A 13309-nucleotide genomic window follows, 5' to 3' on the forward strand; every position below is an offset into this window, starting at 1 on the left:
CGGTCCAGAAAATAGGCAGCACGGAGCGCCGAAGGGGATGTGGCATCGGTCAGGCGAGGAGGGAGAGCGCCTGGTCGATCGCATCGTCGAGCAGGCGTTCCCGCAGCGGAGTCTTCCCCACCACGCGAATCCCCTGCAGCAGCGTCACCAGGAAGCGGGCGAGTGCGGCCGGGTCCCGATCGGCCGACAACTCGCCTTGGGCGCGAGCGCGCAGCAGAGCGCTGGTCAGAACGGTTTCCAGCGTATCCAGACCGCCCGCAACGACCCGCGCGGCCGCATCGTCGCCGGGGAGTTCCACGGCAGTGTTCGTGATCAGGCAACCCTTACGATCACTGTCCGCCAATGCCGTTCGCGCGTACCCCCGCACGAAATCGCGCACGGCCTCCAGGGGGGCGTCGGGAGTGGACAGACGCTCGAGCGACGCCTGGCGAGCATCGTCGGCATACTGCTCAACCGCCTTCAAGTACAGCTCACGCTTACCCCCGAAGGCACCGTAGATACTCCCCCGACCGAGCCCGAGGTGATCGACCAGATCCTGCATCGAGGTCGCCTCATACCCCTTGCGCCAGAACAGCTCCATCGCCGCCCGCAACGCAACCTCCGGATCGAACTCCTTGGCCCTGCCCATGCCGTCAGCCTACATGTACTGGACCGAACGTTCAAAAATATCTCCGGTGCTCAACTCCTAGAGGGGAGTGATCTCCACCCGGTTGTCGTGGAAGACCGCGCCGCCTGCGAAGTCCGCGTCTCGTTCGGGGATGGTGGCGTTGGCTGTGGAGCCGCCGGAGAATTTGGCCCAGCGGCCCTTCGTGGTGGCGGCTACGCCGGGGCGGACGGTGGTGGAGACTTCGGCTGTGGCCTCGAAACTGCCGCGGGTGTTCGAGACGAGGACCGGTGTGCCATCGGTGATTCCGCGGGTGGCGGCGTCGTCGGGGTGGATGGTTACGGTCGATTCGCCTGCGCGGCGGCGTAGTTCGGGGTTGGAGCCGAAGGTGGTGTTCAGGAAGTGGTGGGAGGCGGCAGAGATGAGGATCAGGCCGGGGCCCTCGTCGGCGGGTGGGGTGTAGGTGGGTAGCGGGTCGTGGCCTGCGGCGGCCGCGCGTTCGGAGACGAAGTGCAGCTTGTCGGAGGGGACCGGGCCGGGGTCGATCTTCAGGAAACCGTCGGCGCGCAGGCGGTCGAGGTCGTAGCCCTTCAGCAGCTGGCGGGCCAGGCCCTCGTCCGAATCGTAGAGCGACGGTTCGGTCAGACCCATTCGGTGGGCGAGGCGGCGGAAAGTCTCGGTGGTGGACAGGCATTCACCCGGGGGCGGCACCGCGGGCTCGTTCCACACCAGGTACAGATGGCCGTAGCCGGCGATCACGTCCAGATGCTCCGGCTGCATGGTGGCGGGGAGGACGATATCGGCGTAGTCGGCGGTGTCGGTCGGAAAGTGTTCCAGCACAACGGCGAACAGGTCCTCGCGCGACAGGCCCTCGATTACCTTGCGCTGCTGCGGGTTCGAGCCCACCGGGTTGGCCGCGATCACGAACAAGGCTTTGACCGGGGGATCGTCCACCTCGAGCAGGCCCTCGCCGAGCCGGGTCATCGACAGGGTGCGCACCGGATGCGGCAGCAGGTCCCAGCGCACCAGCTCCGGTACCCCGAGCTCGAAGTGCCCGGACGTCGAATAGTGCAGTCCCCCACCGGGAATCGCCCAGTCGCCGGTCACTCCCGGCAAGCAGCTCAGCACGCGCAGGGCCATCCCGCCGCCCGCATGCCGCTGGATACCCTGCGACGCGCGGATCGCCGTCGGCCGGGTGCGGGCGATCCGCTCCCCGAGGGCCACGATCCTCTCCCGCGGCAATCCGGTGATCTCGGCGACCCGATCCGGCGTGTATTCCGCTAGGCGACTATGGAATTCCGGCCAGCCGACGGTTCGGTGCGCAAGGAATTCGTCGTCCTGCGCGCCCATCGAGACGATGACGTTCATCAAGCCCAGCGCCAGTGCCGCATCCGTCCCGGGCAGCGGCGCCAAGTGCTCGTCGCACCGTTCGGCCGTGCGCGTGCGGACCGGATCGATCGCGACCAGGTAGGCGCCGCTGTCCTGGATGAACTTCCACAGGTGATGACCGGAGCTGAGCGGATTGGTACCCCACAGCAGAATCAGCTTCGATCGCGCGAAATCTTCCGGATCCATCCCGCCCGAGGTGCCGAGGGTGTACTTCAGCCCGGCGGTGCCCGCGACCGAGCAGATCGTCGGATCGTGCAGCGACGCCCCGAGCACATTGAAAAACCGCCGCCCCGAAAGCCCTTCCAGCCCTTGGATATATCCGAGGCTTCCGGTCCCGTGGAACGGCCAGACGGCCTCCCCGCCGTACTCGTCGACGATCCCGGTCAACCGCTCGGCGATCTCGTCGAGCGCCTCGTCCCAGCCGATCCGCTCGAACCGCCCCTCCCCTTTGCGCCCGACCCGCCGCATCGGATACCGGATGCGGTCCGGCGCATGCACCTGCTCCAAGTACCGGTTCACTTTCACGCAGAGCGCGCCCCGCGTGACCGGATGCTCCTTGTTCCCCCGCAGCCCGACCGCCACCCCGTCCTCCACGGTCACCACCCAGGAGCACGCATCGGGGCAGTCGAGCGGGCACGCACCCAGAACCTTCACATCTCGATCGTAGAGGGGTCACGACGGCCGGGCATACCGAGCGGTCTGCAGAGCGCCCCGGGACCGTCAGCTCACGCGCTCGATGATGGTGACGTTGGCGGTGCCGCCGCCCTCGCAGATGGTGAGCAGGCCGTAGCGGCCGTCGACTCGTTCGAGTTCGTTGAGGAGGGTGGCGAACAGCTTCGCGCCGGTGGCGCCCAGCGGGTGGCCGAGGGCGATCGCGCCGCCGTTGACGTTGACCTTGTCCGGGTCGGCGCCGGTTTCCTTCAACCAGGCCAGGACGACCGAGGCGAAGGCCTCGTTGATCTCGATGACGTCGAAGTCGTGGATCGACAATCCGGTCTTGGCCAGCGCCCACTTGGTGGCGGAGATGGGGGCGGTGAGCATGTAGATCGGGTCGGCGCCGCGGGCGCTCACGTGATGGATGCGGGCGCGCGGGGTCAGGCCGTACTCCTGCACCGCCCAGTCGGAGGCGAGCAGGGACGCGCTCGCACCGTCGGAGATCTGGCTCGCGACCGCGGCGGTCAGCGGGCTGCCGTCGCCGAGGGGTTTGAGCGAGGCCATCTTCTCCAGGCTGGTTTCGCGCGGGCCCTCATCGATCCAGAAGTCGCCGACGGGCACGATCTCGCGGTCGAAGACGCCCTCGGCGATCGCCTTGCGTGCGCGTTCGTGGCTGCGCAGCGCCCAGAGCTCCATATCCTCCCGGCTGATGCCCCACTTCTCGGCGATCAACTGGGCGCCGCGGAACTGCGATACCTCGCCGGTGCCGTAGCGATGGTCCCAGCCCCGTGAGCCGACGAAGGGGGATTCGAAGCCGTACTCCTTACCGGCCAGCATCGCCGCCGAGATCGGGATGGCGCTCATGTTCTGCACACCGCCCGCGACGATCACCTCGGCGGTGCCGCTCATGATGGCCTGCGCGCCGAAATTGATGGCCTGCTGGCTCGATCCGCACTGCCGGTCCACGGTGACACCCGGGACCTCCTCCGGATAACCGGCCGCCAGCCAGGCCGTGCGCGCGATATTGCCCGCCTGCGGGCCGATGGCATCGACGCAGCCGAAGATGACGTCGTCGACCTGGACCGGGTCGATCGGGTTGCGCGACAACAGCCCCTGCAGCGCGGCCGCGCCCAGATCGGCCGGGTGTACACCGGACAGCGCCCCGCCGCGCTTGCCGACCGGGGTGCGCACGGCGTCGATCACGTACGCCTCCCGCAACGGGCTGTACTGACGGCGGGTGGACGGAGCGGACATGGTGAAACTCCTAGGGGGACTTCGCTTCCGGGGTCGTGAGCCCGTCGAGCACGATGGTGAGGTACTGCTTGGCGAGATTGTCCACGGTGATGCGGCCGCCCGGCCGGTACCAGCGCACGGCCACCCACACGGTGTCGCGCAGGAATCGGAAGGCCAGCTCGAGGTCGAGTTCGGGGCGGAAGCTGCCGTCCTCGACGCCCCGGGTGAGCACGTTGTGCCACAGCTCGCGGAACTCCCGGTTGTACTCCGCGATATAGGCGAAACGCGGTGTAGCGCTGAGCCTTTTGGCCTCGGCCTGATAGATCGCCACGGCCGAATGCCAGCGATCGAAGGATTCGTAGGACGCGATCACCAACGCCTCCAACGTATCCCGCGCCGACAGCCCCGAGCCGACGATCTCGCGATAGTGGCCGAACAGATCGTCCAGGAAGCCGCGCAGGATCTCGTCCACCATCGACTCCTTGGAATCGAAGTGGTGATAGAGGCTGCCGGATAGAATCCCGGCCGCATCGGCGATATCGCGGACCGTGGTGGCACGCAGCCCACGCTCGGCGAACAGCCCGGCCGCAAGGGCGAGAAGCTCGTTACGACGTGCGGATTTGGATGCGTCGGGTGCGGTCACCCGCTCATAATACAACCAAGCATTTGCTTGGTCCAAGGTGGGCGAAAAGCACGCCGGACGGACGACAAGGAACCCACGCGGACGGACGTCGAGACGTCGCCGGGGCTCAGCGCACCGAATAGCGCAGGGGAGAGCAGACGGACAGGTCGGCGAGTAGGCGGTCGCAGATGACCACCGGGGAGATTCCCGCTCGGGCCATGCGGGCGACGAGCGCCAAACGTCGCTCGCAGCTGTCCCATTCGACGGTCAGTGGGCCGCGGCCGGGGCCGGCGTCCACGGTCGCCATGGCGCGGGGTGGGCCGCCAGGGGTGGGTTCCTCGCTGATCTTGAGGATCATGCCGCGCTGCCAGGCTCGGTAGGTTTCCATATCGGCGCCGACCACCAATTTGTCGGTGGCCGCACACAGTCCCTCGGCAATGCCGTCGGCGAAGGCGACGCGGTCGAAACTGAACTTGCGGCAGCGGCGCACCACCTCGAGCAGATCGGCGCGCACCTCGCGCAGCAGCGCGGTCTGTTTGCGGCGCCGCCGGACGTCCTCGGATTCGACGGCGCCGGGCTCGCGCACCATGCCGATCCGCTGAGCGCGCTCGCGGTCGCGGGCCATGTCGTGGCGCAGCGCGCCCCGGGGATCGCGAGCCACATCGGACTCGTCCACGGCATGCTCCTCCAGAATCTGCGCCGCCCGCATGGCCGTCGCGCATTCGGAGGAATGGTCGAGCAGTTCGGCGCCGAACGTCAGCGCGGCCAATACGATGCTGTCCAGCCGTCGACGAGCCAGTACCACCTCGCGCACCAGCTCGAGTTCCAGTTCTTCGTTGTCTTCCTGACGGCGGTCCAGACCCATAGGTCGTGGTCCCTTCGAAATTTCGGGGAACCGGCCTACCTCAGGATTGCACAACTCCGCGTGGTCGGCGCCACCGAATTTCGGCCGGGAGACCGCCCGGCATCAGGCCCGCTGGCTGCTGACCGACACCACCTCGCCCGTCATATAGGACGTGTAATCGCTGGCGAGCACGGCAATTGTGGCCGCCACCTCCCAGGGCTCGGCGGCGCGCCCGAACGCCTCACCGGCGGCGAGCCGATCCAGCAGTTCGGCCGAGGTGACCTTGTCGAGGAACGGATGACGAGCGATGCTGGGCGCCACCGCATTGATGCGTACACCCAGCGCGGCGGCCTCGACGGCGCTGCAGCGGGTCAACGCCATCACACCGGCCTTGGCCGCGGCGTAGTGCGCCTGACCGTGCTGGGCTCGCCACCCGAGCACGCTGGCATTGTTGACGATCACACCGCCGTGCCCCGCGTCGCGGAAGTAGTTCAGTGCCGCCCGCGTGCAGCGGAAGGTGCCGGTGAGGGTGATGTCGAGGACGCGGTCCCACTGCTCGTCGGTCATATCGACAACCGGTGTCTCCCCGCCCAACCCGGCGTTGTTGACCATGATGTCGATGCGGCCCATCCGCTCGGCGGCCGCGCGCACCAGGTCGTCGACCTGCTCGGTACTGGTCACGTCGCACACCACCGCCGCCACCCGGCGCTGCGGGTGAGCTGCGGCCAGTTCCTCCTCGGTCTGCTTCAAACGCCGCTCGTGCCAATCGGAGACGACCACGTCGGCGCCCTCGTCGAGCATGCGGCGGGCGGTGGCCGAGCCGATGCCGGTGCCCGCCGCCGCGGTGATCACCGCAACCCGGCCGGTGAGCAGCCCGTGACCGGAGATCGGCTGCGGCGGAACGGAAAGATCTGTCACGGATGGTCCTCCCTATCGAGCCTCACGCGGCAGACCGAGCACGCGTTCGGAGATGATGTTGCGCTGCACCTCGTTGGAGCCGCCGTAGATGGTGTCGGCGCGGCTGAACAGGAACAGCCGCTGCCATTCGTTCAGATCGCCCGGCATGGCGATCAGGCCCGGCGCACCCAGGACATCCATGGCCAGCTCACCCAGGCCGCGATGCCAGTTGGCCCACAACAGCTTCGAGACCGACGCCTGCCCGGCCGCGGTGCGGGCGTCGACGTCGGCGTGCGCCGAGGCCAGCGTGCGCAGCGCGTGGGCGCGCAGCACCCGCAGACCCACCCAGGCCTGATCGAATCGGTCGGCGATCACCGGGTTCTCCAGCGCGCCGTTGTCCCTCGCGACCGCCTCCAGATTCGCCAGCTCGCGCGCGAAGCGTATCTGCTGGCCGACGGTGGAGATGCCGCGTTCGAAGGTCAGGGTGCCCATGGCCACCCGCCACCCGTCACCCGGCGCGCCGACCACGAGATCGGCTGCGGTGCGGGCGTTGTCGAAGAACACCTCGTTGAATTCGGCCGTGCCGGTCAGCTGCACGATCGGGCGGACCTCGATACCGGGCTGCTTCATCGGGATGAGCAGGTACGACAGCCCGTGGTGGCGGCGCGAGCCGGGTTCGGTGCGGCACAGGGCGAAACACCAATCGGCCAGGTGCGCCAGCGACGTCCAGATCTTCTGCCCGTTCACGACCCACTCGTCGCCATCGCGCCGGGCCGTGGTGGTGACGGCCGCCAGATCCGATCCGGCGCCCGGTTCCGAATACCCTTGGCACCACAGCTCGGTGACCGCTCGGATGCCGGGCAGGAACCGCTGCTTCTGCTCCTCGGTGCCGAATGCGAGCAGGGTCGGTCCGCACAGCTCCTCCCCCACATGCGAGACCCGGCTCGGCGCATTCGCCTTCGCATATTCCTCGTGGAAGATCACCTGCTGGCGCAGGGTCGCCGCCCGGCCGCCGTACCGTTTCGGCCAGCCCAGGCAGGTCCAGCCGGCCGCGGCGAGGTGGCGATCCCACTCCAACCGTTCGTCGAAGGCCTCGTGCTCGCGCCCCGGCCCGCCCAGGCCGCGCAGCTCCCGGAACCGCCCGTTCAAATTCTCGGACAGCCATTCCCGCACGTCGGCGCGGAAGCGGGCATCATCCGTGGTGTCGGTGCCGGTGGCCGAATCCGGGGTCTGGATCACACTCACTCCGGTAGAGTAACCTACCAAGCACTTGCTTGTTGACCGATCGAGGACGACCGTGACGACCCCTGTCCAGACCATCCCGCTCGCCTTGCACGAGGCGGCGCGCAGCCACCGCGACGGGATCGCGATAGACGACGGTGACGTGCGCCTGAACTGGCCGGAACTGCTCGACGCGGTGCGGCGGACCGCCGGGGCGCTACTCGCGCGCGGGGTCGAGCGGGGCGATCGGGTCGCGATCTGGGCGCCCAATACCTGGCACTGGGTGGTGGCCGCGCTGGCCGCGCAGTACGCGGGGGCGGCGCTGGTGCCGCTGAACACCCGCTATGTCGCCGATGAGGCGGTGGATGTGCTCGAGCGGGTGCAGGCGAAGGCGCTGTTCGTCGTCGGGCCGTTCCTGGGCCGGGACCGGCTGGCCGAGTTGCATTCGGCGGCACCGGAGTTGGCGATCGAGACCGTCGTTGTCATTCCGGGTGATTCCACGTCCGGGGCTTCCGATGCGGCGATCGAATGGGGGGAGCTCGACCGGATCGCCGAAGCGGTGCCACCGGACCGGGTGGTGGAGCGAGCGGAATCGATTGGGCCGGAGGATATCTCCGACATCCTGTTCACCTCGGGGACCACCGGGCGGAGCAAAGGGACGCTGGTTGCGCATCGGCAGGCGTTGGCTGTGGTCCGGGCCTGGGTCGAGCGGTCCACGCTCCACAGTGCCGATCGGTATTTGGTGATTCCGCCGTTCTTCCACAACTTCGGTTACAAGGCGGCCATTCTCGCGTGCCTGGTCACCGGCGCGACCATCGTGCCGCAGGCGACCTTCGACGTGCCCGAGACCATGCGGCTCGTGCAGGAGCGGCGGATCACCGTGCTGACCGGTCCGCCGACGATCTACCAGAGCATCCTCGATCACCCGAGGCGCGGCGAATTCGATCTGAGCACGCTGCGGGTCGCGGTCACCGGCGCGGCGACCGTCCCGGTGGTGCTGATCGAACGGATGCGCAGCGAACTGAAATTCGATGTCGTCGTGACCGCCTACGGGCTGTCCGAATCGGCGGGATTCGGAACCATGTGCCGACCCGACGACGACCCGGAAACGATCGCGAACACCTCCGGCGAGGCCATCGCCGGATTCGAGATCAGGATCGGCGACAGCGGCGAGGTGCTGCTGCGCGGGCCGAATGTGATGCTCGGCTATCTCGACGATCCGGAGAACACCGCCGCAACCATCGATGCCGAGGGCTGGCTGCACACCGGGGATGTCGGAATCCTCGACGAACGCGGTTATCTGAAGATCACCGACCGGCTCAAGGACATGTATATCAGCGGCGGCTTCAACGTCTATCCGGCCGAGGTGGAACAGGTCCTGGCCCGGCTCGACGGTGTCGCCGAATCGGCGGTGGTGGGAGTGCCGGACGAGCGGCTGGGTGAGGTCGGCAAGGCCTACATCGTGCGCAAACGCGGCGCCGACCTGACCGAGCAGCAGGTGCTCGCGCACGCCAAGCAGACCTTGGCGAATTTCAAGGTGCCGCGCTACGTGGAGTTTCGCGACCAGCTGCCCTACAGCGCCGCCGGAAAAGTGCTCAAACGGCAATTACGTGAGGAGAATTCGTGAGTACCGATCCGATTCCCGACGAGGGCGAGGTCGTCACCTACGAGCGGCGCGGACCGGTCGCGATCGTCACGATGAATCGGCCGCAGTATCGCAATGCGCAGAATTCGGTGATGACCTACGCCCTCGACGCCGCCTTCACGCGTGCCGTCGAGGATGCCGAGATCAAGGTGATCGTGCTGGCGGGCAACGGCAAACATTTCAGCGCCGGGCACGATATCGGCACCCCGGGCCGCGATCACCATGTGCATTACGAGAACAAGGCGGCACTGTGGTGGGACCACGTCGACCGGCCGGGCGGCGATCAGCGCTTCGCCCGGGAGCTCGAGGTGTATCTGGGAATGTGCCGCAGGTGGCGGGAGATTCCGAAGCCGACCATCGCCATGGTGCAGGGGGCATGCATCGCCGGGGCGCTGATGCTGGCGTGGGTGTGCGATCTGATCGTCGCCTCCGAGGACGCATTCTTCTCCGATCCGGTTGTGCGGATGGGTATTCCGGGTGTCGAATACTTCGCCCATCCGTGGGTGCTGGGTCCCCGGCGCGCCAAGGAGATCCTGTTCACCGGTGACCGCTTCACGGCCGCACAGGCTTACGAATGGGGCATGGTCAATCGGGTGGTGCCGCGCGACGAGCTGGAGTCGCACACGCTGGAGTTGGCCGAAAAGGTTTCGGCCATGCCGCAATTCGGATTGGCGCTGACCAAGAAGGCGGTCAACCAGTGCGAGGACCTGATGGGGATGCGCGCGGGCATGGATTCGGTGTTCGGGCTCCATCATTTCGCGCACGCCCACAATGCCGAGGTGGGCGCCGATTCGCTGGGCGGCATGGATGCCCGCTCGATGAAGGCGAGCGCGGCGAACGCACAGACCGGAGCGAAGTAGATGGATCTCGAATTCGATGCCACCACAGAGCGATTCCGGCTCGAGGTTCGCGAGTTCCTGCGGTCCACCGTGCCCGCGGCACCGCTGCCGTCGATGGATACGAAGGCGGGTTTCGACGCACACCGCGCGTGGGAGCACACGCTGGCCGAGGCCCGGCTGTCGGTGGTGTCGTGGCCCGAACAGTACGGCGGCCGCGATGCCTCGCTGCTGGAATGGGTGCTGTTCGAGGAGGAGTACTACGCGGCCGGTGCGCCCGGCCGCGTCAGCCAGAACGGCATCTTCCTTTTGGCCCCCACCCTTTTCGAACACGGCACACCGGAACAGTTGGCACGGATCCTGCCGCGCATGGCCCGCGGCGACGACATCTGGGCGCAGGCCTGGTCGGAACCCGAGGCCGGAAGCGATCTGGCCGGTATCCGTTCGACCGCGCGCCGTGCCACCGGCGGCTGGATTCTCAACGGGCAGAAGACCTGGAGCTCGCGGGCCTCGTTCGCGGACTGGGCCTTCGGCCTGTTCCGCAGCGACCCGGACGCCGAACGGCACCGCGGGCTCACCTACGTGATGTTCCCGCTGACGGCCGACGGCGTGACCGTGCGCCCGATCCCGCAGCTCGACGGTGAGCCGGGATTCGCGGAGATCTTCCTGGACGACGTCTTCGTCCCCGACCGCGACGTGATCGGGGAACCAAACGACGGCTGGCGGGTGGCCATGAGCACCTCCAGCAATGAACGCGGCCTGTCGCTGCGCAGCCCGGGCCGGTTCAACGCCACCGCGCAGCGGCTGATCGACCTGTGGCGCACCGCCGCCGATCCGGCCGATACCGCGATGCGCAATCGAGTGGTGGACGCCTGGATCGGCGCGCAGGCCTACCGGCTCAACACCTTCGCCACCGTCACCAGGTTGACCGAGGGCGGCAAGCTCGGCGCGGAATCCTCGGTGAACAAGGTGTTCTGGTCGGAACTCGATATCGCCATGCACGAAACCGCCCTCGATCTGCTGGGTGCGGCCGCCGAACGGTCCGGAGTTTGGACCGACGGTTACCTGTTCTCGCTGGCGGGCCCGATCTACGCGGGCACCAACGAGATTCAGCGCAACATCATCGCCGAACGCCTGCTCGGCCTGCCCCGGTGAGGGTGCACCCATTCGGAATGGATTGTCGATGAGATTTGCATTAGCTCCCGAACAGCGCGACTTCGCGGGCAGCCTGCGCAAGATGTGTGACGCCGCGGGTACGCCGGGGATCATCCGGTCCTGGGCCACCGGCGATCACCGCGGTGGCCGCGCCTTGATCCGTCAGCTCGCCGGTGCGGGAGCGCTGGGGCTGGGGATCGCCGAAGAATACGGCGGCATGGGCGCGCAGCCGATCGATCTGGTGGTGGCCGTGCAGGAACTGGGCCGGGCGGCGGTGCCGGGCCCGGTGGTGGAGACCGCCGCCGTGATTCCCGCACTGCTGCAGGCACTTCCGGATTCGGCGCCGGCCCGGCGCTGGCTGGGCGCCTTCGGCGAGGGCACCGCCCTGGGCACGATCGCCCTGGCGCCCGACGCACCCGCGCTCGATGCCGATAGCGCCGAGGTGATCCTGCTCGCCGACGGCGATCGGCTGTACACCGCGCACCGTGCCGAGCGCATCGGCTCGGTGGATCGGGCGCGGCGGCTGTTCGCGGTGGTCGCGGACGATCTTGTGGCCGAGGGGGATTCGGTACGGTCGGCGGTAGACGCGGCCTTCGACGCCGGTGCCCTGGCCACCGCGGGCCAACTGCTGGGCGCGGGCCGGGCGCTGCTGGACACCAGCGTCGCCTATGTCAAACAGCGTCATCAGTTCGGCCAGCCGATCGGCCGGTACCAGGCGATCAAGCACCAGCTGGCCGACGTGCTCATCGGCCTCGACCTGGCCGAGCCGCTGCTGTTCCGTGCCGCGCTGAGCATGACCTCCCCGGACCGTGCCCGCGACGTCTCGGCCGCCAAACTCGCCTGCACCGAGGCCGCCTACCGGGCCGCACGGACCGCACTGCAGGTACACGGTGCCATCGGCTACACCGCCGAATACGACCTGTCGCTCTGGCTCACCAAGGTCACCGCGCTCCGCAGCGCCTGGGGCACAGCCGATTTCCACCGTGCCCGGGTGGCCGAGGCCCTGCGCCGGACCGGAGTTGTCCGATGACCGGTGCGGGAGAACTGCGGGAGCTCGCCGATACCGTGCGGGCCGTTGTGACCAAGCACGGCGATCGGGCCGTGCTGCGGGGGGCCGTCGACAGCGAGCTCGGATACGACGAACGGCTGTGGAAGCTGCTGTGTGAGCAGGTCGGTGTCGCCGCGCTGGCGGTTCCCGAGGAGTACGGCGGCGTCGGGGCGGGACCGGCGGCGGCGCTGGTCGTGGTCGAGGAGTTGGGCCGGACCCTGCACAATCCGCCGATGCTGGGCTCGGCGGTCCTCGGCGTGCAGGCAGTGTTGCTGTCGGGCGACGCGGATGCCTGTGCGCGGTTGCTGCCGGAGGTCGCGGAGGGCACTCGCACCCTGGCCGTGTGCTGGGCGGGCCGCAGCGGCTGGGACAGGCCGGGCGTCCGGGTGGCGGACGGGAAGCTGGTGGGCACCGCGCATTACGTGCTCGATGGGGCGACGGCGGACACCTTGATCGTGGTGACCGACGACGGCCTGTACGAAATCGACGCCGCCGCGGCCGAAGTCACGCGCGCCGTGGCACCCACCATGGATCCGACCCGGCGGCTCACCGATGTCGTCTTCGCCGGCACACCCGCCCGCCGGCTCGGTGGCGATGTCGAGGCCGTGGCCCGGCTGCGCGAGATCGCCTGGGCCGCCGTGGCCGCCGAACAGGTCGGAGCCGCCGACCAATGCCTGCAGATGACGGTCGACTACACCAAGTCCCGCGTGCAGTTCGGCCGCCCGATCGGGAGCTTCCAGGCGCTCAAGCATCGGATGGCGGATATGTACGTGCTGGTCGAATCCGCGCGCTCGGTGGCCTACACCGCCATTGCCGGGCTGGACGAGGCCGCCGAAAACCCGTCCGCAGCATTGGATCTCGCCGCCGCGCGCATACATTGCTCGCAGACCTTCAGCACCGTCGTGAGCGAGATGGTGCAGATGCACGGCGGTATCGCCATCACGTGGGAGCACGAGGCACACCTGTACTTCAAGCGTGCCCACGCAGACGCGCAGCTGTTCGGGGCTCCGGCGCGACCATTGGCTCGACCGGCGTGACCTACGTCACTACCCGTAGGTAGTTAGCGTGCCTAAGCTAATGGGAGTGTGCCGATCGGCGCCATCGATCGGCCGGTTCCGGCGACTCCAGCGTCGTGGTCGTCGAGTCGGCGTCGGCGGGACG

The 13309-nt window shown here is 68.2% G+C and carries 12 protein-coding genes; 5 read left to right on the forward strand and 7 right to left on the reverse strand.

Going from position 1 to position 13309, the window contains the following annotated elements; genetic code table 11:
- Positions 1-49 precede the first annotated feature (49 nt).
- The 7 genes from IU452_RS29815 to IU452_RS29845 form a co-directional block, all read right to left on the reverse strand.
- Positions 50-628 carry a TetR/AcrR family transcriptional regulator gene (locus tag IU452_RS29815; RefSeq protein ID WP_195112520.1) on the reverse strand — a complete coding sequence of 193 codons (579 nt, stop codon included), beginning with the start codon at positions 626-628 and terminating at the stop codon, positions 50-52.
- A gap of 57 nt (positions 629-685) precedes the next feature.
- Complete coding sequence (locus IU452_RS29820) at positions 686-2647, reverse strand: molybdopterin-containing oxidoreductase family protein (protein WP_195112521.1); 1962 nt, start codon at positions 2645-2647, stop codon at positions 686-688.
- A gap of 66 nt (positions 2648-2713) precedes the next feature.
- Positions 2714-3865 carry an acetyl-CoA C-acetyltransferase gene (locus IU452_RS29825; protein WP_195112607.1) on the reverse strand — a complete coding sequence of 384 codons (1152 nt, stop codon included), beginning with the start codon at positions 3863-3865 and terminating at the stop codon, positions 2714-2716.
- A 46-nt stretch (positions 3866-3911) separates the two neighbouring features.
- Positions 3912-4523, reverse strand: a complete 612-nt coding sequence (locus IU452_RS29830; protein ID WP_195112522.1) for a TetR/AcrR family transcriptional regulator — start codon at positions 4521-4523, stop codon at positions 3912-3914.
- A 106-nt stretch (positions 4524-4629) separates the two neighbouring features.
- The gene (locus IU452_RS29835; RefSeq protein ID WP_195112523.1) at positions 4630-5367 is read right to left on the reverse strand and encodes a hypothetical protein; all 738 of its coding nucleotides are present in this window, start codon (positions 5365-5367) and stop codon (positions 4630-4632) included.
- Positions 5368-5469: 102 nt separating this feature from the next.
- A complete protein-coding gene (locus IU452_RS29840) occupies positions 5470-6264 on the reverse strand; it encodes an SDR family oxidoreductase (protein WP_195112524.1) in 795 nt (264 codons plus the stop codon).
- A gap of 12 nt (positions 6265-6276) precedes the next feature.
- Positions 6277-7488 carry an acyl-CoA dehydrogenase family protein gene (locus tag IU452_RS29845; RefSeq protein WP_324192891.1) on the reverse strand — a complete coding sequence of 404 codons (1212 nt, stop codon included), beginning with the start codon at positions 7486-7488 and terminating at the stop codon, positions 6277-6279.
- 52 nt (positions 7489-7540) lie between these two features.
- Here IU452_RS29845 and IU452_RS29850 point away from each other — a divergent pair, with 52 nt between their 5' ends.
- From IU452_RS29850 to IU452_RS29870, 5 genes are read left to right on the forward strand one after another with little or no spacing between them, the layout of a single operon-like run.
- Positions 7541-9091 carry a FadD3 family acyl-CoA ligase gene (locus IU452_RS29850; protein ID WP_195112526.1) on the forward strand — a complete coding sequence of 517 codons (1551 nt, stop codon included), beginning with the start codon at positions 7541-7543 and terminating at the stop codon, positions 9089-9091.
- Positions 9088-9969, forward strand: coding sequence for an enoyl-CoA hydratase (locus tag IU452_RS29855; RefSeq protein ID WP_324192893.1), 882 nt, complete (start codon positions 9088-9090; stop codon positions 9967-9969). Before IU452_RS29850 ends, IU452_RS29855 begins: the two co-directional genes overlap by 4 nt.
- Positions 9970-11100: an acyl-CoA dehydrogenase family protein gene (locus IU452_RS29860; RefSeq protein ID WP_195112527.1), complete on the forward strand. Its 1131-nt coding sequence runs from the start codon at positions 9970-9972 to the stop codon at positions 11098-11100. It begins immediately after the preceding gene.
- A 28-nt stretch (positions 11101-11128) separates the two neighbouring features.
- Positions 11129-12130 carry an acyl-CoA dehydrogenase family protein gene (locus tag IU452_RS29865; RefSeq protein ID WP_195112528.1) on the forward strand — a complete coding sequence of 334 codons (1002 nt, stop codon included), beginning with the start codon at positions 11129-11131 and terminating at the stop codon, positions 12128-12130.
- A complete protein-coding gene (locus tag IU452_RS29870) occupies positions 12127-13185 on the forward strand; it encodes an acyl-CoA dehydrogenase family protein (protein WP_195112529.1) in 1059 nt (352 codons plus the stop codon). Before IU452_RS29865 ends, IU452_RS29870 begins: the two co-directional genes overlap by 4 nt.
- The last annotated feature ends 124 nt before the right edge of the window (positions 13186-13309 follow it).

It is taken from the genome of Nocardia transvalensis (genome assembly GCF_015477765.1).
Classification (GTDB): domain Bacteria; phylum Actinomycetota; class Actinomycetes; order Mycobacteriales; family Mycobacteriaceae; genus Nocardia; species Nocardia transvalensis_A.

Bases quoted from the DNA above. Each gene is read 5' to 3' on its own strand.
- IU452_RS29860 (WP_195112527.1), top strand. From the start codon at position 9,970: ATGGATCTCGAATTCGATGCCACCACAGAGCGATTCCGGCTCGAGGTT.
- IU452_RS29815 (WP_195112520.1), bottom strand. From the start codon at position 628: ATGGGCAGGGCCAAGGAGTTCGATCCGGAGGTTGCGTTGCGGGCGGCG.
- IU452_RS29865 (WP_195112528.1), top strand. From the start codon at position 11,129: ATGAGATTTGCATTAGCTCCCGAACAGCGCGACTTCGCGGGCAGCCTG.
- IU452_RS29870 (WP_195112529.1), top strand. From the start codon at position 12,127: ATGACCGGTGCGGGAGAACTGCGGGAGCTCGCCGATACCGTGCGGGCC.
- IU452_RS29835 (WP_195112523.1), bottom strand. From the start codon at position 5,367: ATGGGTCTGGACCGCCGTCAGGAAGACAACGAAGAACTGGAACTCGAG.